The sequence below is a fragment of the Herbaspirillum sp. FG34 genome, assembly GCF_057809315.1.
Window position 1 is genome coordinate 129,666 of record NZ_JBMDJS010000010.1, and the last position, 19,583, is coordinate 149,248.

A 19,583-nucleotide genomic window follows, 5' to 3' on the forward strand; every position below is an offset into this window, starting at 1 on the left:
GAGGGCGCAATGATGTGAATAAAAGGGTAGAAAAAGGGTTGAATATGCAACGTAAATCTCTGGATGCCTGGGTGGGAATCTTCGTGCTGGCCGGCGTGGCGGCACTGGCGTTCCTGGCGCTCAAGGTGGGCAACATGAGCTCGATGTCCTTTGGCCAGAAGACCTATGCCCTCAAGGCCAATTTTGACAACATCGGCGGCCTCAAGTCGCGTGCGGCCGTCAAGAGTGCCGGCGTGGTGGTGGGCCGGGTGGACTCGATCCGTTTCGATGACCAGACCTTCCGTGCCGTGGTCACGCTGAACATGGACGAGGGCTACAAATTCCCCAAGGACAGCTCGGCCAAGATCCTGACCTCTGGCCTGTTGGGTGAACAATACATCGGCATCGAGCCGGGCGGCGATACTGCTAACCTGGCTGCGGGCGATACGATTAAGATGACACAATCCGCGATCGTGCTGGAAAACCTGATCGGTCAGTTCCTGTACAGCAAGGCGGCAGAGGGAAAGGATGATTCCAAATGAATCAAATGAATAAAAAAACCATCAGCACCGCTTATGCAGGCCGCCTCGGCGCCTTCGCCCTTGCTGCCGCCGCCCTGACCGGCTGTGCCAGCACCAGCAACAATCCCAAGGATCCGCTGGAAGGCTTCAACCGCACCATGTTCAGCTTCAACGACACGGTCGACAAGGTGGCCCTGAAGCCGGCTGCGCAAGCCTACGACACCGTGGTGCCGACGCCGGTCCAGCGCGGCGTGGGCAACTTCTTCGGCAACATCGGCGATGTCTGGTCGTCCATCAACCAGCTGCTGCAGGGCCGCATCGAGCAGGGGGTCTCGACCTTCATGCGTGTGGCCATCAACACGACCTTTGGTCTGGGTGGCGTGCTGGACGTGGCGACCGAAGCGCGTCTGCCGCGTGAGAAGTCCGATTTCGGCCAGACCCTGGGCAAATGGGGCGTCGGCTCCGGTCCCTACGTGGTGCTGCCGTTCTTCGGGCCCTCCACCCTGCGCGACACCGCCGGCATGCCGGTGGACCTGTACGGCGACCTGTGGACCTACAAGCGTCCGACCCGCTGGCGCAATGTCGGTGCGGTGGTCCGCATCGTCGACCGTCGCGCCCAACTGCTGGATGCCTCGACCCTGCTGGAAGATGCCGCACTGGACAAGTATGACTTCGTGCGCGATGCCTACCTGCAACGCCGCCAGAGCCAGATCAACGGTGCCTCCGGTGGCAGTGAGCAGAAGGAAGAAACCATCAAGCCCTGATGGCCCGGATCGCCTCGCGGGTGTAACCTCCGGGGCGCCCGCAGGGGCGCTTTGGTCTTGAAATGTGGCCGAACTGCCCAATCTGCGCTTTCCGTGCAATCTCCCCTCAGGGCAATCTGTAACATCCGTGCCGAACTGTGACGGCGCGGGAACCCCGCTCCCGGGCGGGTTTCGAAGGACAACGCCAGCTGCCGTCGGCGCGCCGTACAGCGCGACGCCACCGGGCAGCCCCGGCGCCTTCTGCCGACTCGAATGGAAAACCGACTTATGAAGATGCTTACCAAACTTTTCGCCATCGCCGCCTTTGCCGTTCCGGCGCTGTCCTTCTCCGGCGCCGCATCGGCCCAGGAGGCCCCGGATGCGCTGGTCAAGCGCATCAGTTCCGAAGTTCTGGATACTGCCAGGAACGACAAGGACATCCAGGCCGGCAACAACGCCCGCATCATGCAGCTGGTGGAGCAGAAGATCCTGCCCTACGTGGATTTCGAGCGCATGACCCAACTGGCCGCCGGCCGCTACTGGCGCCAGGCGACGCCTGAGCAGCAAAAGCAGCTGATCACCCAGTTCCGTAGCCTGCTGGTGTTCACCTATGCCGGCGCGCTGTCGCAGGTGCGCGACCAGAAGATCGAATTCAAGCCGCTGCGCGCTGCGCCGACCGATACCGAAGTGGAAGTGAACTCGCAGGTCATCTCCTCGCGCGGTGGCGAGCCGATCCAGCTGAGCTATCGCCTGGAAAAGAAGGCCGACGGCTGGAAGCTGTATGACGTCAACGTGCTGGGCGCCTGGCTGGTGGAAGCCTATCGCGGTACCTTCTCCAGCGAGATCAACAAGGGCGGCATCGACGGGCTGATCAAGGCCCTGACGGACAAGAACCAGCAACTGGCCGCGCGCGGCAAGAAGTAATCTCCGTCACTGCTGACCGACCCTCGACCACTGACCCCTGATCCGAAAGAGCGCATCATGTTCAAGCCCGGCGCCTCGTTGACCTTCACCAATGCCAGCTCGGTGTTGCGCCAGGGCCTGTCGGCCATCGCCGCCGGCCAGGCCAGCATCGACGTCAGCGAGGTGGTCGTGGTCGATTCCTCGGCAGTGGCGACCCTGCTGGCCTGGCGGCGCGCTGCAGCCGGTCGTGGTGCGGCACTGGAGTTCGGGGTCTTGCCCGCCAATTTGCAAAGCCTGGCCGACCTCTACGGTGTGACCGCCTTGCTGCTAGGCGCCAGCGCGCCGACTTCCGCGACTGATCGACATCACTGATCGCGCTCTCCCCAGTCGTCCGGGCTCCCGGACGCCGGGAAGCCCGTCCGGGGCGGCCCCGAATATCGAATTCCCCTATAATCGAAGGTTTTGCAGGCGCGTCGGCAGCCTGGGCCGCGGATAAGCTTTCCGCCCAGGCAATCTCCTGCCTGTCGGCAATGCCGACGGCAACACCGAAACACTGCGCTATTTTTCATGGCACAACGACAAGATGGCTGCGACAGCCTGCCTCCCCAGCGGAGAGCATGGCGCAGCCAGGGCGAGGTGGACAGCGGATTCCCCGGTGGAACTCCTGGCTCCTTATTTCTTTCTGGCAAGTAACGTATTGAACGGGCGAGGCAATGGCCGCTCTCCAAATCACAGACATCAAGAAGCGCTACCAGTCCCTGCAGGCGCTGGGTGGCGTATCCCTGGCGATCGAAGAAGGTGAATTCTTCGGTCTGCTCGGTCCCAACGGGGCCGGCAAGACCACGCTCATTTCCATCATTGCCGGCTTGAACCGGGCCGATTCGGGCTCGGTCACCATTCACGGGCATGACGTGGTGAGCGACTATCGCGGCGCCCGCATGAACCTGGGCGTGGTGCCGCAGGAGCTGGTCTTCGATCCCTTCTTCACCGTGCGCGAGACCTTGCGCATGCAGTCCGGCTATTTCGGTCTGACCAACAACGACAAGTGGATCGACGAGGTCATGGAAAACCTCGACCTCACCAACAAGGCCGATACCAACATGCGCGCGCTGTCCGGCGGCATGAAGCGGCGCGTGCTGGTGGCCCAGGCGCTGGTGCACAAGCCACCCGTGATCGTGCTGGACGAACCGACCGCCGGGGTGGATGTGGAATTGCGCCAGACCCTGTGGCAGTTCATCGGACGCCTGAACCGCGAAGGGCATACCATCGTGCTGACCACGCACTATCTGGAAGAAGCCCAGGCCTTGTGCAATCGCATCGCCATGTTGAAGTTCGGCCGTGTGGTGGCGCTGGATTCGACCGAGGCCCTGATTCGCCGCATCTCCGGTTCGCAGATGCTGTTGCGCTTGAAGCGCGGCAGCCTGCCCGATGGCTTGAAGGCATTGGTCACCCATCCGGAAGAGCTGTTGTCGGGCAATAAATTCACGCTGCGCGTGACGGACTACAAGGAAGTCGAACCCATCCTGGCCACGCTGCGCGCCTCGGGCGCGGAGATCGACGATCTGCAGTTGCAGCAGGCCGACCTGGAAGACGTCTTCATCCAGATCATGGGAGATGAAAAATGATTGGTTTCCGTACCCTGTTCTACAAGGAAATCCTGCGTTTCTGGAAGGTGGCCACCCAGACCATCACCGCGCCCATCGTCACGGCCCTGCTGTACCTGCTGATCTTCGGCCACGTACTGCAGGATCGCGTACAGGTTTATCCGGGCGTGAACTACACCGGTTTCCTGGTGCCGGGCCTGGTGATGATGAGCGTGTTGCAGAATGCCTTTGCCAATAGCTCTTCTTCGCTGATCCAGTCCAAGATCACCGGCAACCTGGTGTTCGTATTGCTGACGCCGCTGTCGCACTGGGAACTGTTTGGCGGCTACGTACTGGCGGCCGTGGTGCGCGGTCTGATGGTGGGCGCGGGCGTGTTCGTGGTCACCGTCTGGTTCGGCCACCTGGACTTCGTGGCGCCGCTGTGGATCCTGATGTTCGCCCTGCTGGGAGCGGGCATCCTGGGCACCATGGGGCTGATCGCGGGCATCTGGGCCGAGAAGTTCGACCAGCTGGCGGCGTTCCAGAATTTCCTGATCGTGCCGCTGACCTTCCTGGCCGGCGTGTTCTATTCGATACACTCGCTGCCTCCGTTCTGGCAGGCGGTATCGCATTTCAACCCGTTTTTTTATATGATCGACGGCTTTCGTTATGGCTTCTTCGGCCAGTCCGACATTCCCCCCATGACCAGCCTCGGTATCGTCGCCGTGTTCTTCGTGGCGCTGTCTACCCTGGCCGTGCGCATGCTCAAGAGCGGCTACAAGCTGCGGGCAGGTTCGCATTGAACACCCTGCGCCCCGCCATCTCCCTCATTCCCGTGAAGAGCCTCAACATGCTACCCACACCTGAACTCGTCAAAAGCTACATCGCCGCCGGCCTGGAGTGCCAGCACCTCGAAGTGGAGGGCGATGGCCAGCACTTCACCGCCGTTATCGTCGCCGAGGCGTTTGCCGGCAAGCGCCTGATCCAGCGTCACCAGCTGGTCTATGCCGCGCTGGGTGACCGCATGCGCGAAGAAATTCACGCGCTGTCGATGAAGACCCTGACTCCCGAAGAATTCCAGAAATAAGGCAACACGATGGACAAGCTTTTGATCCGTGGCGGCAAGCGCCTCTCCGGTGACCTCACCATTTCCGGTGCCAAGAATGCCGCGCTGCCTATCTTGTGCGCGGGCCTGCTGACCGATGGCGACCTGGTGCTTTCCAATGTGCCCCACCTGCAGGATGTCTCCACCATCACCAGGCTGATGACGCAGATGGGCTTGCGCGTACGCGAGAACGGCGAGCGGCTGGTCTTGAACGGCAATGACATCACCCGCCCCGAAGCGCCCTATGAGCTGGTCAAGACCATGCGTGCCTCGATCCTGGTGCTGGGCCCCTTGCTGGCGCGCTTTGGCCAGGCCAAGGTGTCGCTGCCCGGCGGTTGTGCCATTGGTTCACGTCCGGTCGACCAGCACATCAAGGGACTGCAGGCGATGGGCGCGGAAATTCATATCGAGGCCGGATACATCCATGCCAAGGCCAAGCGCCTGAAAGGGGCGCGCATCGTCACCGACATGATCACCGTGACCGGCACCGAGAACCTCTTGATGGCTGCCGCCCTGGCCGATGGCGAGACCGTGCTGGAAAACGCTGCGCGCGAACCTGAAGTGGGTGACCTGGCCAATCTGTTGGTGAAGATGGGCGCGAAGATCGAGGGCATCGGCACGGATCGCCTGGTGATCCAGGGTGTGGATAAGCTGCACGGTGCCGAGCATGAGGTCATCGCCGACCGCATCGAGACCGGCACCTTCCTGTGCGCCGTTGCGGCCACCGGTGGCGACGTTACCCTGCACCGTACCCGTGCCGGCCTGCTCGATGCTGCGCTGGACAAGCTGCGCGAAGCCGGTGCCATCCTCACTTCGGGCGAGGACTGGATCCGTATCCAGATGGCGCGCCGTCCCAAGGCGGTGAGCTTCCGTACGACTGAATATCCGGGCTTCCCGACCGACATGCAGGCGCAGTTCATGGCCTTGAACTGCCTGGCCGAAGGCACCAGCCACGTTACCGAGACCATCTTCGAGAACCGTTTCATGCACGTGCAGGAATTGAATCGCCTGGGCGCGGCCATCGATGTGGAAGGCAATACCGCCATCGTCACCGGGGTCGAGAAATTCCTCGGCGCCCCCGTGATGGCGACCGACCTGCGCGCCTCGGCCTCGCTGGTCATCGCCGGCCTGGCGGCGCAGGGCGAGACGGTGGTGGAGCGCATTTATCACCTCGACCGCGGCTATGACCGCATGGAAGCCAAGCTGTCGGCCATCGGCGCCGATATCGAGCGCATCAAGCAAGTTTGACGGATTCCACAAAAAGTACACCATCATGACCCAACAACTGACGCTGGCACTCTCCAAGGGCCGTATTTTCGAAGAGACCCTGCCGCTGCTCAAAGCCGCCGGCATCACCGTGGCCGAGGATCCGGAATCCTCGCGCAAGCTGATCCTGCCGACCAATGACCCCGACGTGCGCGTGATCATCGTGCGCGCTTCGGACGTGCCGACCTACGTGCAATACGGCGCGGCCGATTTCGGCGTGGCCGGCAAGGACGTGCTGATGGAACATGGTGGCGAAGGCCTGTACCAGCCCATCGACCTGAACATCGCCAAGTGCCGCCTGTCCGTGGCGGTGCAGGAAGGGTTCGATTACGCCAGCGCGGTGCGCCAGGGCGCGCGTCTGCGCGTGGTCACCAAGTACGTCAATACCGCGCGCGAGCACTTCGCTGCCAAGGGTGTGCACGTCGACCTGATCAAGCTGTATGGCTCGATGGAACTGGGCCCGCTGGTGGGCCTGTCGGATGCCATCGTCGATCTGGTCAGCACTGGCGGTACGCTGCGCGCCAACAAGCTGGTGGAAGTCGAGCACATCATCGACATCTCCTCGCGCCTGGTGGTGAACCAGGCCGCGCTGAAGTTGAAGCGCGAGCGCCTGCAGCCGATTCTCGATGCCTTCGAGAAGGCTTCCAAGGCCAAGTAATTCCCACGACCCCAGACATCCTCGCAGAGCAGGTGAGACCATGAGCATTGCCATCCGAAAACTCGATTCCGCCGATGCCGGCTTCCGTGACAAGCTGTCGGCCGTGCTGGCCTTCGAAGCCAGCGAGGACGAAGCCATCGACCGCGCTGCGGCCACCATCCTGGCCGACGTGAAGGCGCGCGGTGACGCCGCCGTGCTGGAATATACCCAGCGTTTCGACCGCCTGCAGGCCACTTCCGTGGCCGCTCTGGAGATCGGCAAGGATGCGCTGCAAGCTGCACTGGCCGGGTTGCCCGAGGCACGCCGCCATGCGCTGCAGACCGCCGCCGACCGCGTGCGCGCCTATCATGAGCGCCAGAAGAAGGAATGCGGCTCCGATGGTTTCCTCTATCGCGAAGCCGATGGTACCGAACTGGGCCAGAAGGTCACGCCGCTGGATCGCGTGGGTATCTACGTGCCGGGCGGCAAGGCAGCTTATCCGTCATCGGTGCTGATGAATGCGATTCCGGCCAAGGTGGCCGGTGTGCAGGAAGTCATCATGGTGGTGCCGACTCCGGATGGCGTAAAGAATGAACTGGTGCTGGCCGCCGCCGCCATTGCCGGCGTGGATCGCGTCTTCACCATCGGTGGTGCGCAAGCCGTGGGCGCGCTGGCCTATGGCACCGCCACCATCCCGCAGGTGGACAAGATCGTCGGTCCGGGCAATGCCTACGTCGCTGCTGCCAAGCGCCGCGTGTTCGGCGTGGTGGGCATCGACATGATCGCCGGTCCCTCCGAGATTCTGGTCATCTGTGACGGTGCCACCGATCCGGACTGGATCGCCATGGACCTGTTCTCGCAAGCCGAGCACGATGAACTGGCGCAATCCATCCTGCTGTGCCCGGATGCGGACTACATCGCCAAAGTCGAAGCCTCGATCAATCGCCTGCTGGAAGATATGCCGCGCAAGGACGTGATCCGTACTTCCCTGACCGACCGTGGCGCCCTGGTCAAGGTGCGCGACATGGAGGAAGCCTGCGAGATCGCCAACATGATCGCCGCCGAGCACCTGGAGATTTCCGCGCAGGAACCGCAGCAGTGGGCCGACCAGATCCGTCACGCCGGGGCCATGTTCCTGGGCCGTTTCTCGTCCGAATCGCTGGGTGATTATTGCGCCGGTCCCAATCACGTGCTGCCGACTTCGCGCACGGCGCGTTTCTCCTCGCCGCTGGGCGTGTATGACTTCCAGAAGCGTTCCAGCATCATCCGCGTGTCGGAAGAGGGCGCGCAGACGCTGGGCAGGATTGCCGCTGAACTGGCTTATGGCGAGGGTCTGCAGGCCCACGCCCGCTCGGCCGAATTGCGGCTCAAGAAGTGAGATGATGACCTCCGCCACCGACTCCCTTGCAGGCGCCGGCTGGCTGGACCGCGTATTTTGCGAGGATGCGCTCTCGGTCGCTGCCGGCCTGGCGCGGGTTCCCGATGGCAGCGTCGATCTGATGATCGCCGATCCTCCCTACGGACTGGGCAAGGATTACGGCAATGATTCCGACAAGCTCGATACCGCCGCTTACCTGGCCTGGACCGAGCAGTGGGTCGATGCCGCGCTGCCCAAGCTGAAGCCCAATGGCAGCCTCTACATCTTCCTGACCTGGCGCAATTCGCCGGAGATCTTCGTGATGTTGAAGCAGCGCATGACCATGATCAACGAGATCATCTGGGACCGCCGCGTGCCCTCCATGGGCGGCAGCACCCGGCGTTATTCGTCGGTGCATGACACCATCGGTTTCTTCGCGCGGGCCAAGGATTATTTCTTTGATCTCGATGCCATCCGCATTCCCTACGATGCCCAGACCAAGAAGGCGCGTTCACGCTCCATCTTCGTCGGGGCCAAGTGGCTGGAAATGGGCTACAACCCCAAGGATGTGTGGAGCGTCTCGCGATTGCACCGCGAGCACAAGGAGCGCGCTGACCATCCCACCCAAAAGCCGCTGGAAGTGGTGGAACGCATGGTCAAGGCATCATGCCCGCCCGGCGGCGTGGTGCTCGATCCCTTCATGGGCAGCGGCACCACGGCCGTGGCAGCACGCCGTTGCGGGCGCCACTTCACCGGCTTTGAACTCAATCCCGATTATTGCGAACTGATCCGCCAGCGTCTCGACGCTCTCGATGCGCCGGCGCCTGCGAGCCTAGATGATGAATCCCTCCAAGCCTGAGACCGTGGACGACCTGGTGGCCAACGTGATCCGCCCGCTGGTGCGCGGTTGGCAGTCCTATCACGTGCCCTCGGCCGAAGGGATGGTCAAGCTCGATGCCATGGAAAATCCCTACCTGCTGCCGCCGGCCTTGCGTGATGAACTGGCGCAAAGACTGGCGGCACTGGCGTTGAACCGTTATCCGGTGCCGTCCTATACGCACCTGAAGGCGGCGATCTGCGCACAGTTGGGTGTGCCCGAGGGATATGACGTCCTGCTGGGCAATGGCTCGGATGAGCTCATCACCATGCTCTGCGTGGCCTGTGCCATGCCGGGGCGTACCGTCCTGGTGCCGGAGCCGGGTTTCGTCATGTACGGCATCTCGGCCAAGATGGCTGGCCTGGACTACGTAGGCGTGCCGCTGCGCGCGGACCTGACACTGGACCTGCCGGCCATGCTGGCCGCCATCGAGCAACACAGGCCCGTGATCACCTGGCTGGGCTATCCCAACAATCCGACCGGCACGCTCTATCCGATGGCCGAGGTGTTGCGCATCATCGAAGCCGTCGCGCCCTACGGCCTGGTGGTGGTGGACGAAGCCTATCAACCCTTTGCCGCCTCGACGCTGATGCCTGCATTGCCGCAGCACAACAACCTGATCGTCATGCGCACCGTCTCCAAGCTGGGCCTGGCAGGCATCCGCCTGGGCTACCTGTCGGCGGCCCCGGCCCTGTTGCGTGAATTGGACAAGGTGCGCCCGCCCTACAACGTCAACGTGCTGACCGAGGCGGCGGCGCTGTTGGTGCTGGAGCACCTGCCGGTGCTGGAGGCGCAGGCGGCACAACTGCGTGAGGCGCGCGGCGCACTGGCAGCGCGGCTGGCGGCGCTGGAAGGGGTGGAGGTGTTTGCCTCGGCGGCCAATTTCATCCTGATCCGCGTCCCGGATGCCGATAAAGTCAGCGCTGCATTGCTGGCGCGCAGGGTACTTGTCAAAAATGCCGGTAGAATGCACGTATTGCTGCGAAACTGTTTGCGTATTACCGTCAGTTCAGATGAAGAAAACCGCATTTTTCTGACGGCCCTGAAAGAAACACTGCGAGAGCACTGAAGGATTCAGGCTCCCGCACAGGCAAGCCGGCATCAAGCATTACCCAACGATAGAACACCGTCTGACCCCAACCATGTCTACACCGAGAACCGCGGAAGTCGTCCGCAACACCAACGAGACGCAGATCCGCGTTGCGATCAACCTGGATGGCACCGGCCAGCAGAAGCTGGATACCGGCGTCCCCTTCCTGGATCACATGCTGGACCAGATCGCCCGCCACGGCCTGATCGACCTGGACATCCACGCCAAGGGCGACCTGCACATCGACGCGCACCATACGGTGGAAGACGTGGGCATCACCCTGGGCATGGCGTTTGCCAAGGCCATCGGCGACAAGAAGGGCATCCGCCGCTACGGCCATGCCTACGTGCCGCTGGATGAAGCCCTCTCGCGCGTGGTGATCGACTTCTCCGGCCGTCCCGGCCTGGAATACCACATTCCCTTTACCCGCTCGATGATCGGTTCCTTCGATGTCGACCTGACCAGCGAGTTCTTCCATGGTTTCGTCAACCATGCGCAGGTGACCCTGCACGTGGACAACCTGCGTGGCGTGAATGCCCACCACCAGGCCGAGACCGTGTTCAAGGCCTTCGGCCGCGCGCTGCGCATGGCCGTCGAACTCGATGCACGCGCTGCTGGTACGATTCCGTCCACCAAGGGCAGCCTGTAAATCGCAGGGTATCGCTAAACATCATCTGGGTTTCCCGGTGCGTGAGCACCGTTCAATGTCGCCATGAATAAAATTGTTGTAGTCGATTACGGCATGGGCAACCTGCGCTCGGTGGCGCAGGCGCTGCGCCATGTCGCGCCTGAAGCCGACGTGCGCATCTCCGGCGAGGTCGCCGATATCCGCGCCGCCGACCGCGTGGTCCTGCCCGGCCAGGGCGCCATGCCCGATTGCATGCGCAGCCTGCGCGAATCCGGCGTGCAGGATGCCGTGCTCGAAGCCTCCCGCACCAAGCCGCTGTTCGGCGTGTGCGTGGGCGAGCAGATGCTGTTCGACTGGAGTGAAGAAGGCGACACCCCCGGCCTGGGCCTGCTGCCCGGCAAGGTGGTGCGCTTCGAGCTCGAAGGTATGCGCCAGGACGATGGATCGCTGTTCAAGGTGCCGCAGATGGGCTGGAACCATGTGCACCAGACCGGCGCCCACCCCTTGTGGGAAGGCATCGCAGATAATGCCTTCTTCTATTTTGTCCACAGCTATTACGCCGTCCCGGCCGAAACGTCGCAGATCGTTGGCCAAACTCCCTATGGCCGTGACTTCGCTTGTGCCGTGGCCCGCGATAATATCTTTGCAACTCAGTTCCATCCGGAAAAAAGTGCTTCGGCGGGTTTGCAGCTGTATCGGAATTTCGTACACTGGAAACCTTGATTTTTTGCCTTTCCGGCAAGAACTTCGCCGCAGAGCGTCGCCAACCCTTCTTTTTTACTGACTAGTCATCCCCTAGCCATGCTGCTCATACCCGCCATCGACCTGAAAGACGGTCATTGCGTACGCCTCAAACAAGGTGATATGGAACAAGCCACCGTTTTCTCCGAAGATCCGGCGGAAATGGCCCTGCACTGGCTCAAGCAGGGCGCGCGCCGCCTGCACCTGGTGGACCTGAACGGCGCCTTCGCCGGCAAGCCCAAGAACGAGGCGGCCGTGAAGTCCATTCTGCAGGTGGTCGCCCGCTTCGCCGAGGAAAACGAGGTCGAGGAAATCCCGGTGCAACTGGGGGGCGGCATCCGCGACCTGGACACCATCGAGCGCTATCTGGACGATGGCCTCTCCTACATCATCATCGGCACCGCCGCGGTGAAGAATCCCGGTTTCCTGCATGACGCCTGCAGCGCCTTCCCCGGCCAGATCATCGTGGGTCTGGATGCCAAGGACGGCAAGGTTGCCACCGATGGCTGGAGCAAGCTGTCCGGCCACGAAGTGGTGGACCTGGCGCAGAAGTTTGAAGGCTATGGCTGCGAAGCCATCGTCTACACCGACATCGGCCGCGACGGCATGATGGGCGGCGTCAACATCGAGGCTACGGTGCGCCTGGCGCAGGCCGTGACCATTCCCATCATCGCTTCGGGCGGCGTCCACAACGTGGGCGACGTCGAGGCGCTGTGCCGGGTCGAGGATGAAGGCATCGAAGCCGTCATCTGCGGCCGTTCCATCTATGAAGGGACGCTGGACCTGCGCAGCGGCCAGGATCGTGCGGATGAACTGACGCGCGAACTGGAAGCCAACCGCCTGTCCGGCAGCAAATAACATGGCCCTTGCAAAACGCATCATCCCTTGCCTGGACGTGACCGCGGGTCGCGTGGTCAAGGGCGTCAACTTCCTGGAGCTGCGCGATGCCGGCGATCCGGTCGAGATTGCCCGTCGTTATGACGAGCAGGGCGCCGATGAGCTGACCTTCCTCGACATCACCGCCTCCTCCGATGGCCGCGACCTGATCCTGGACATCATCGAAGCCGTGGCCTCGCAGGTCTTCATCCCCCTGACGGTGGGCGGTGGCGTGCGCGCGGTGGAAGATGTGCGCCGCCTGCTCAATGCCGGTGCCGACAAGGTGGGCATCAACACCTCGGCCGTGACCAATCCGCAACTGGTGGCCGATGCGGCCAACAAGTACGGCTCGCAATGTATCGTGGTGGCCATCGATGCCAAGCGCGCCGGTGACGGCAGGTGGGAGGTCTACACCCACGGCGGGCGCAAGGCCACCGGCCTGGATGCCGTCGACTGGGCGCGCAAGATGGCGCAGCTGGGTGCGGGCGAGATCCTGCTGACCAGCATGGATCGTGACGGTACCAAGAGCGGCTTCGACCTCGACCTGACCCGCGCGGTCTCGGAAGCGGTCAGCATTCCCGTGATTGCTTCGGGTGGCGTGGGTGGCCTGCAGGACCTGGCCGACGGCATCACCAAGGGCAAGGCCGATGCGGTGCTGGCCGCCAGCATCTTCCACTATGGCCAGCACACCGTGCAGGAAGCCAAGCGCTTCATGGCTGATCAGAACATTTCCATGAGGCTGGCATGAGCATCAGCGCCAAATGGCTCAACAAGGTCAAATGGGACGAAGTCGGCCTGGTGCCGGTGATCGCCCAGGAAGTCGGCTCCAATGACGTGCTGATGTTCGCCTGGATGAACCGCGAGGCGCTGGCGCGCACCGTGGAGATCGGCCAGGCGGTCTACTGGAGCCGCTCGCGCAAGAAGCTGTGGCACAAAGGTGAAGAATCGGGTCATTTCCAGAAAGTGCACGAAATCCGCCTGGACTGCGATGAAGACGTGGTGCTGCTCAAGGTCGAGCAGGTGGCCGGCATTGCCTGCCATACCGGCCGCCATTCCTGCTTCTTCCAGAAGTTCGAGGGTAGCGCCGACAGCGGCGAATGGGTCACGGTCGAGCCGGTCCTGAAGGATCTGCAGCCGGGTGCCGGCGGTGCTCCGGTCGCCGCAGCGGCCGCACCGGTCGCCAAGCCCAAGCGCGTGCGCAAGACCATCCCCAAGCCCGTGGATAGTGACAAGACCCCATCATGAGTGAAACCCTGAAGCGACTGGCCGAAGTCATCGAGTCGCGCAAGCTGGCCAACGGCGGCAATCCCGAGAAATCCTACGTCGCCAAGCTGTTCTCCAAGGGGGATGACGCCATCCTCAAGAAGATCGGCGAGGAAGCTACCGAAACCGTGATGGCCGCCAAGGATGCCCGCGTCTCGGGCGACAAGTCCAAGGTGCTCTACGAGTGCGCCGACCTGTGGTTCCATTCCATGGTCCTGCTGGCGCAGTTCGAGCTGAGCCCGCAGGATGTGCTCAACGAACTGGCGCGGCGCGAAGGCCTCTCCGGCCTGGAAGAAAAGGCGGCCCGCAAGGACTGACCTGACCGGTTGGCGTTCTTTTCCATTCCCCTTGTTTCCCAGGAGTACGGCGTTGGATAATTGTATTTTCTGCAAGATTGCGGCGGGCCAGATCCCCTCGAAGAAGATCTACGAGGACGAGGACCTGATCGCCTTCCACGATATCAATCCGGCTGCACCGGTGCATTTCCTGATCGTGCCGCGCCAGCATGTGGCGACCCTGGCCGATTGCGGTGAACAGCATGCCGCCCTGCTGGGCAAGATGCTGGCGCTGGCACCGCGCCTGGCGGCCGAGCAGGGCTGTGCTTATGGTCTGGACGCCGAAGGCAAGCCCAGCGGCGGTTTCAAGACCATCATCAACACCGGACCGGATGGCGGCCAGGAGGTGTACCATCTGCACATGCACGTGATCGGCGGTCCGCATCCCTGGCGGGTACGGTTCGTGCAACAATAAGGATTCGCCGGCCCGGGGGCTGGCAGGTTTCACTTGTACACAGGGCAGGGATGTCCGCTTAGGAGAAGAGAATGGGTTCGTTCAGTATTTGGCATTGGCTGATTGTTCTGGTGATCGTGATGCTGGTCTTCGGCACCAAGAAGCTCGGCAACATGGGTTCCGACCTGGGCAAGGCAGTCAAGGGCTTCAAGGATGGCGTCAAGGGCGCCGAGGAAGAGAAGAAGGACGCGGCCATCGACGTGCAGGCCAAGGAAAAGGACAAGTCCGGCAGCTGAACAGGCCGCCCGCCAGCCCTGTCTGGCGGGCTCGCATGGGCCCGCGTCGCGGTTCGAAGCGGGTATCCCGTCTTCCGGCGCATGCGCGCCCTCGTTGTCCTCTTAATGCCCACACAGACTCATGATTGATATCGGCCTTACCAAGCTGGCCTTGATCGGCGTGGTCGCGCTGGTCGTGATCGGTCCCGAGCGCCTGCCCAAGGTAGCGCGCATGGCCGGCACCCTGTTCGGTCGCGCCCAGCGCTACATCAACGACGTCAAGTCGGAGGTCAGCCGCGAGATGGAACTCGACGAGCTGCGCAAGATGCAGAAGGATGTGCAGGACGCCGCCAGCGATGTCAGCAACAGCATCCACAAGAGCATGTCGGAGACGGAAGCATCGATCAATGACGCCTGGAACGGCGGTGACGATTCTTCCAGTTCCGACAGCGCCAGTGCGGGCAATAGCTGGACCCGTACGCCCGATCCTTCCCTGCATGCGATCAAGGCCAAGGCCTTCCGCCGCAAGAAGCTCTCGCGCACTACCGGCGTGCCGGCCTGGTACAAGCACCAGAGCGGTCACAAGACCCGCGTGATCTCGGCCTCGGCACGGGTGGCCAAGTATCGCCGTCCGGTCGGTGTGGGCAAGTCGGCAGGTTTCTTCTAATTTGGCGCAGCGCGTCTCACCTCATCGGAATTCCGACCCCATGGCTGAAGAAAACACCCAGGCCGAAGATACCTTCATCTCGCACCTGATCGAATTGCGCAGCCGTATCGTCAAGGCGGCTGCCGTGGTGCTGGTGGTGTTCCTGTGCCTGATGCCCTTCGCGGCCCACATCTTTGACGTGCTTGCCGCGCCGATGATCCATGCGCTGCCCGCCGGCAGCCGCATGATCGCCACCGGCGTGATCACGCCTTTCCTGATTCCCATCAAGGTCACCATGCTGGTGGCGGTGCTGATCTCGCTCCCCTGGGTGCTGTACCAGCTGTGGGCCTTCGTCGCACCGGGCCTGTACGCGCACGAGAAGCGTCTAATCGCGCCGCTGGTGATCTCGTCTTCGCTGCTGTTCGTCATGGGGGTGGCGTTCTGCTACTTCTTCGTCTTTGGCGTGGTCTTCCCGTTCATCAACAACTTCGCCCCCAAGTCGGTCTCGGTGGCACCGGATATCGACAGCTACGTCGACTTCGTCCTGACCATGTTCGTCGCCTTCGGCGTGACCTTCGAGGTACCGGTGATCGTGATCGTGCTGGTGCGCATGGGCTTGGTTCAATTGTCCAAGCTCAAGCAGATCCGTCCCTACGTGATCGTTGCCGCCTTCATCGTCGCCGCCGTGGTCACCCCGCCGGACGTGATGAGCCAGCTGATGCTGGCCGTGCCGCTGATCCTGCTCTACGAAGTGGGCCTGTTGGTGGCGCCGATCTTCGAGCGCGCCACACGCGCGCCGGATGCCGAGCCCAGCAGTTCGGTATCCTCGGAATAAGCCCGGCTGTCCCCGTAAAACAAAGCCCGCTCGATGATGAGCGGGCTTTGTCGTTGTGGAAGCAGCTTGGATGAGTCCTCACTCCTCGAGGCTCACCAGAGGGATCTCGCGCAGCCATTGCACCAGCGGATAGGCATCCTTGAATCCTTCCAGTACCTGCTTGCCGAGGTCAGCAGGAATCTTCTTGCGGATATCTTCTTCGGTCCAGACGATGAAACTCTTGAGCTTCACGTATTCGATATTGGGCGTGTCCGGATCGAAGCCCTTGGGCGGACGTTGCAGCTTGCCTTCCTCCTGCAGATCCCCATAAGTCGCCACAAGCTTCTTGTTCTTGCGCATCTTGGTGAAGCCTGCTGCATCTTCCACCACCCGGTTGCGGATGGCGCGCAGGCGCGGCGTCGGTGGCAGGTATTCACCTCCGGCGATGAGCAGCTGCCCGGCTTCGTTGATGTGGAAGTAGTAGGCCGGACCACCGCCCTGGCTGGGCTTCTTCAGCCCACTGGCGGTGATGGCAGCGGAGAAGTGCGTTTTGTAGGGCCGCTTGTCATGTGAGAAGCGCATGTCGCGGTTGATGCGAAACAGCGCCTTCTTCGGATTGCAGCCCGCGATGGCCGGATCGAACTTGCTGATCTCGGCGATGAGCTTGATGGTCAGCGCCAGGAATTCCTCGCGCAGGATGTCGTAGCGCGGCTTGTTCATGACGAACCAGGCGCGGTTGTTGTTCTCGGAGAGCTCCCCGAGGAACTGGATCAGGTCTCGCACGTGCATGGATGGCTTGCTCCTGGATTATTCTTCTTCGGCATCATCGTTCTTGGGCGGCGGCGGACGCTTGCCCACGGTGATGTTCAGCTTGGTCTCCTGCGACTTGCGCAGCACCGTCATGGCGATCTGCTGGCCGGGCGTGAGTTGCGCGATGACGTTGAGCATCTCGGTCGTATCGGCCACCGGCTTGTCGGCGATGCTCACCAGGATGTCACCCGGACGCATGCCTGCACGATCGGCCGGACCACCCTTGAGCACGCCGGCGATGATGGCACCGGTCTTCTTGCCCAGGCCAAAGCTCTCGGCCAGTTCAGGGGTGATGTCCTGCGGCTCGACACCGATCCAGCCGCGCACCACCTGGCCGTGGCTGATGATGGCTTCCATCACCGTCTTGGCCGTCGACATCGGAATCGCAAAGCCGATGCCCAGGTTGCCGCCGGTACGAGAATAGATGGCCGTGTTGATCCCCAGCAGGTTGCCGTTGGTATCGACCAGTGCGCCGCCCGAATTGCCGGGGTTGATGGCGGCATCGGTCTGGATGAAGTTTTCGAAGGTGTTGATGCCCAGGTGATTGCGGCCCAGCGCCGAGATGATGCCCATGGTGACGGTCTGGCCCACGCCAAACGGATTGCCGATGGCCAGCACGACATCGCCCACCGAACTGTTTTCCGGATGACCCAGAGTGATGGCGGGCAGGTTGGGCAGGTCAATCTTGATGACGGCCAGATCGGTCTCGGGATCGATGCCGACCACTTTGGCACTGGCCTTGCGGCCATCGGCCAGGGCCACTTCGATCTTGTCGGCCGCTTCCACCACGTGGTTGTTGGTCAGGATGTAGCCTTGCGGGCTGACGATGACGCCCGAGCCCAGACTGGATTGCTTGTCATCCTGCTGCTGCTCGTCGAACTGGTCGCCGAAGAACTTGCGGAAGAACGGGTCGTTCTGGAAGGGGCTCTTCTGCGGGCGGGCTTCGGTCGTGGTGAAGATATTGACCACCGAGGGCATGGCCTGGCGCGCGGCATGACGATAGGAGTCCAGGGCGGGCGCGGCGGGCGTGGCTTCCTGCATCTGGATCGTGGACTGGGCAGGGCGCGCACGCGAAGTGAAGGATCCGGACAGCCAGTCCGGCTTCAGGGTCGCTACAATGAACCACAGCGCCAGACCCACTGTCACGGTCTGGGCAAACAACAGCCATAAACGTCGCATAAAAAGAATTTTTGGTTTTGGATTTGAAATCGGATGAGGAAGAGATGACCCGCCACATTAGTCGAAATGAATTCGCAGTCTATCTGGGGCAGACGCTCAACGCGGCGCAATATCGCGATTATTGCCCAAACGGCTTGCAGGTGGAAGGGCGCGCCACCATCGGCCGCGTGGTCAGCGGCGTGACGGCCAGCCTGGCCCTGATCGAGGCGGCCGTACAATGGCAGGCCGATGCCATCCTGGTCCATCATGGCTACTTCTGGCGCGGCGAAGACATGCGCGTGATCGGCCAGAAGCAGCGGCGCCTGAAGCTGCTGCTGGCGCATGACATCAATCTGTTCGGCTATCACCTGCCGCTGGATTGCCATCCCGAGCTGGGCAACAATGCCCAACTGGCCAAGCGACTCGACTTTGACGCCACCGGTCGCTTCGGTGAAAACGACATCGGCTGGATCGGGCGCTGCCTTGCCCCTTCGGTCAAGACTGCCGCCGACCTGGCGCAGCTCATCGAGAAACGCCTGGGACGCACGCCGCTGCTCATCGGTGACCCGCATCAGTCCATCGCTCAGGTCGCCTGGTGCACGGGCGGTGCACAAGGCATGCTGGGCGAGGCCATCGACGCCGGCGCCACGGCCTACATCAGCGGCGAGATTTCGGAACCGACCGTGCACCTGGCGCGCGAGAGCGGCACCGTCTATCTCGCCGCCGGCCATCACGCCACCGAGCGCTACGGCATTGAGGCGCTCGGCCAACATGTGGCCAAGCACTTCGGCATCGAGCATCGCTTCATCGACATCGACAATCCGGTCTGAGACCGGATGGCGATGTTTTGACTACAAGCTTCAGTTTAAAAACCAAAAAGATGAAGCATAAAAAGTGAGGAAGCGCGTCAGCCCTGCTTCTTGAGCGCATCGCGGATTTCACGCAGCAGAAGCACGTCTTCCGGAGTGGGGGCCGGTGCGACGGGGGCGGCTTCCTCTGGCTTGGAGGCCAGGTCACGCGCCTTGTTGATGGCGCGCACCATCTGGAAGATGATGAAGGCCAGGATCAGGAAGTTGATGAAGATGGTCAGGAAGTTGCCGTAGGCGAAGACCGCGCCGGCCTTCTTGGCTTCGGCCAGCGGCAGCCCGTAGGCTTGACCGTTGAGCGGCAGGTAGTAGTTGGCGAAGTCCAGACCGCCGAAAATCTTGCCGACGATGGGCATGATGATATCCTCGACCAGCGAGCCGACGATCTTGCCGAAGGCCCCGCCGATGATGACACCGACGGCCAGGTCGACCACGTTTCCCTTGATCGCGAAGGCGCGAAAATCCTTGAGCATGCTCATCCCTGGTTTCTCCTTTGAAAGTTGCTGTTTAAACATGAGGCGGGCTTACAACGGGTTATATCCTGCCCGCCAGGAAAAGTAAATCGGACAAGCGCTGACGCCGCACTGCAAAAAAACCGAGAACGAGAGCAGATTGACAAGGGGTTGCGCTGCGTCAAATGTTCATTTTCACAAGCCTGTACGATACCCGCCGTTAGCTACAAAACCCTATTCAGCTTATATATAATCAAAAAGTTG

25 protein-coding genes and 1 pseudogene are annotated in these 19,583 nt (G+C 62.1%); 23 read left to right on the forward strand and 3 right to left on the reverse strand.

Annotation, left to right across the window (positions count from 1 at the left end):
* The first annotated feature begins 44 nt into the window (after nt 1–44).
* From mlaD to tatC, 22 genes and pseudogenes are all read left to right on the forward strand, one after another.
* The gene (gene mlaD / locus ACODSZ_RS14245; protein WP_034351105.1) at nt 45–521 is read left to right on the forward strand and encodes an outer membrane lipid asymmetry maintenance protein MlaD; all 477 of its coding nucleotides are present in this window, start codon (nt 45–47) and stop codon (nt 519–521) included.
* A gap of 5 nt (nt 522–526) precedes the next feature.
* Complete coding sequence (locus ACODSZ_RS14250; RefSeq protein WP_034351103.1) at nt 527–1,264, forward strand: MlaA family lipoprotein; 738 nt, start codon at nt 527–529, stop codon at nt 1,262–1,264.
* Between the two features lie 267 nt (nt 1,265–1,531).
* Complete coding sequence (locus ACODSZ_RS14255) at nt 1,532–2,167, forward strand: MlaC/ttg2D family ABC transporter substrate-binding protein (protein ID WP_008332480.1); 636 nt, start codon at nt 1,532–1,534, stop codon at nt 2,165–2,167.
* A gap of 57 nt (nt 2,168–2,224) precedes the next feature.
* Nucleotides 2,225–2,518 carry an STAS domain-containing protein gene (locus tag ACODSZ_RS14260; protein WP_488927851.1) on the forward strand — a complete coding sequence of 98 codons (294 nt, stop codon included), beginning with the start codon at nt 2,225–2,227 and terminating at the stop codon, nt 2,516–2,518.
* Between the two features lie 341 nt (nt 2,519–2,859).
* A complete protein-coding gene (locus ACODSZ_RS14265; protein ID WP_008332478.1) occupies nt 2,860–3,771 on the forward strand; it encodes an ABC transporter ATP-binding protein in 912 nt (303 codons plus the stop codon).
* Nucleotides 3,768–4,532: an ABC transporter permease gene (locus tag ACODSZ_RS14270; protein ID WP_175344810.1), complete on the forward strand. Its 765-nt coding sequence runs from the start codon at nt 3,768–3,770 to the stop codon at nt 4,530–4,532. Before ACODSZ_RS14265 ends, ACODSZ_RS14270 begins: the two co-directional genes overlap by 4 nt.
* Before the next feature lie 47 nt (nt 4,533–4,579).
* Nucleotides 4,580–4,816, forward strand: a complete 237-nt coding sequence (locus ACODSZ_RS14275) for a BolA family protein (RefSeq protein WP_008332475.1) — start codon at nt 4,580–4,582, stop codon at nt 4,814–4,816.
* A gap of 9 nt (nt 4,817–4,825) precedes the next feature.
* Nucleotides 4,826–6,082, forward strand: a complete 1,257-nt coding sequence (gene murA / locus ACODSZ_RS14280) for a UDP-N-acetylglucosamine 1-carboxyvinyltransferase (RefSeq protein ID WP_175344809.1) — start codon at nt 4,826–4,828, stop codon at nt 6,080–6,082.
* Nucleotides 6,083–6,107: 25 nt separating this feature from the next.
* Complete coding sequence (gene hisG, locus ACODSZ_RS14285; protein ID WP_134223469.1) at nt 6,108–6,758, forward strand: ATP phosphoribosyltransferase; 651 nt, start codon at nt 6,108–6,110, stop codon at nt 6,756–6,758.
* Nucleotides 6,759–6,798: 40 nt separating this feature from the next.
* A complete protein-coding gene (gene hisD / locus ACODSZ_RS14290; protein WP_008332467.1) occupies nt 6,799–8,115 on the forward strand; it encodes a histidinol dehydrogenase in 1,317 nt (438 codons plus the stop codon).
* A 1-nt stretch (nt 8,116) separates the two neighbouring features.
* Nucleotides 8,117–8,953, forward strand: coding sequence for a DNA-methyltransferase (locus ACODSZ_RS14295; RefSeq protein WP_008332466.1), 837 nt, complete (start codon nt 8,117–8,119; stop codon nt 8,951–8,953).
* Nucleotides 8,934–10,040, forward strand: a complete 1,107-nt coding sequence (gene hisC, locus ACODSZ_RS14300) for a histidinol-phosphate transaminase (RefSeq protein ID WP_488927881.1) — start codon at nt 8,934–8,936, stop codon at nt 10,038–10,040. The genes ACODSZ_RS14295 and hisC overlap by 20 nt, the downstream gene beginning before the upstream one ends.
* 73 nt (nt 10,041–10,113) lie before the next feature.
* Nucleotides 10,114–10,710 (forward strand): imidazoleglycerol-phosphate dehydratase HisB, encoded by a 597-nt coding sequence (hisB, locus tag ACODSZ_RS14305; RefSeq protein ID WP_008332457.1) that lies wholly within the window; start codon nt 10,114–10,116, stop codon nt 10,708–10,710.
* 63 nt (nt 10,711–10,773) lie between these two features.
* Nucleotides 10,774–11,412: an imidazole glycerol phosphate synthase subunit HisH gene (gene hisH, locus ACODSZ_RS14310; RefSeq protein ID WP_488927852.1), complete on the forward strand. Its 639-nt coding sequence runs from the start codon at nt 10,774–10,776 to the stop codon at nt 11,410–11,412.
* A gap of 78 nt (nt 11,413–11,490) precedes the next feature.
* Nucleotides 11,491–12,288: a 1-(5-phosphoribosyl)-5-[(5-phosphoribosylamino)methylideneamino]imidazole-4-carboxamide isomerase gene (gene hisA / locus ACODSZ_RS14315; protein ID WP_008332447.1), complete on the forward strand. Its 798-nt coding sequence runs from the start codon at nt 11,491–11,493 to the stop codon at nt 12,286–12,288.
* 1 nt (nt 12,289) lies between these two features.
* Nucleotides 12,290–13,054, forward strand: a complete 765-nt coding sequence (hisF, locus tag ACODSZ_RS14320) for an imidazole glycerol phosphate synthase subunit HisF (RefSeq protein ID WP_175344806.1) — start codon at nt 12,290–12,292, stop codon at nt 13,052–13,054.
* Nucleotides 13,051–13,434: pseudogene (hisI, locus tag ACODSZ_RS14325) on the forward strand (phosphoribosyl-AMP cyclohydrolase); the annotation flags it as partial. The gene hisF and the pseudogene hisI, both read left to right, overlap by 4 nt.
* A gap of 113 nt (nt 13,435–13,547) precedes the next feature.
* Nucleotides 13,548–13,886, forward strand: a complete 339-nt coding sequence (locus ACODSZ_RS14330) for a phosphoribosyl-ATP diphosphatase (protein WP_039783857.1) — start codon at nt 13,548–13,550, stop codon at nt 13,884–13,886.
* 52 nt (nt 13,887–13,938) lie between these two features.
* Nucleotides 13,939–14,319, forward strand: a complete 381-nt coding sequence (locus tag ACODSZ_RS14335; protein WP_175344804.1) for a histidine triad nucleotide-binding protein — start codon at nt 13,939–13,941, stop codon at nt 14,317–14,319.
* Nucleotides 14,320–14,390: 71 nt separating this feature from the next.
* Nucleotides 14,391–14,594 carry a Sec-independent protein translocase subunit TatA gene (tatA, locus tag ACODSZ_RS14340; protein ID WP_008332431.1) on the forward strand — a complete coding sequence of 68 codons (204 nt, stop codon included), beginning with the start codon at nt 14,391–14,393 and terminating at the stop codon, nt 14,592–14,594.
* A gap of 121 nt (nt 14,595–14,715) precedes the next feature.
* Complete coding sequence (tatB, locus tag ACODSZ_RS14345) at nt 14,716–15,240, forward strand: Sec-independent protein translocase protein TatB (RefSeq protein WP_008332430.1); 525 nt, start codon at nt 14,716–14,718, stop codon at nt 15,238–15,240.
* A 40-nt stretch (nt 15,241–15,280) separates the two neighbouring features.
* Nucleotides 15,281–16,054 carry a twin-arginine translocase subunit TatC gene (gene tatC, locus ACODSZ_RS14350; protein ID WP_008332428.1) on the forward strand — a complete coding sequence of 258 codons (774 nt, stop codon included), beginning with the start codon at nt 15,281–15,283 and terminating at the stop codon, nt 16,052–16,054.
* Between the two features lie 78 nt (nt 16,055–16,132).
* Here the strand turns inward: tatC and ACODSZ_RS14355 are convergent, their stop codons facing one another.
* Nucleotides 16,133–16,822 (reverse strand): DUF2461 domain-containing protein, encoded by a 690-nt coding sequence (locus tag ACODSZ_RS14355; RefSeq protein ID WP_008332426.1) that lies wholly within the window; start codon nt 16,820–16,822, stop codon nt 16,133–16,135.
* Nucleotides 16,823–16,840: 18 nt separating this feature from the next.
* Nucleotides 16,841–18,022 carry a Do family serine endopeptidase gene (locus ACODSZ_RS14360; RefSeq protein ID WP_034351100.1) on the reverse strand — a complete coding sequence of 394 codons (1,182 nt, stop codon included), beginning with the start codon at nt 18,020–18,022 and terminating at the stop codon, nt 16,841–16,843.
* Nucleotides 18,023–18,066: 44 nt separating this feature from the next.
* Here ACODSZ_RS14360 and ACODSZ_RS14365 point away from each other — a divergent pair, with 44 nt between their 5' ends.
* Nucleotides 18,067–18,831, forward strand: a complete 765-nt coding sequence (locus ACODSZ_RS14365) for a Nif3-like dinuclear metal center hexameric protein (RefSeq protein WP_488927853.1) — start codon at nt 18,067–18,069, stop codon at nt 18,829–18,831.
* A gap of 77 nt (nt 18,832–18,908) precedes the next feature.
* Here ACODSZ_RS14365 and mscL read toward each other — a convergent pair whose 3' ends face one another.
* Complete coding sequence (mscL, locus tag ACODSZ_RS14370) at nt 18,909–19,346, reverse strand: large conductance mechanosensitive channel protein MscL (protein ID WP_283810207.1); 438 nt, start codon at nt 19,344–19,346, stop codon at nt 18,909–18,911.
* Nucleotides 19,347–19,583 lie beyond the last annotated feature (237 nt).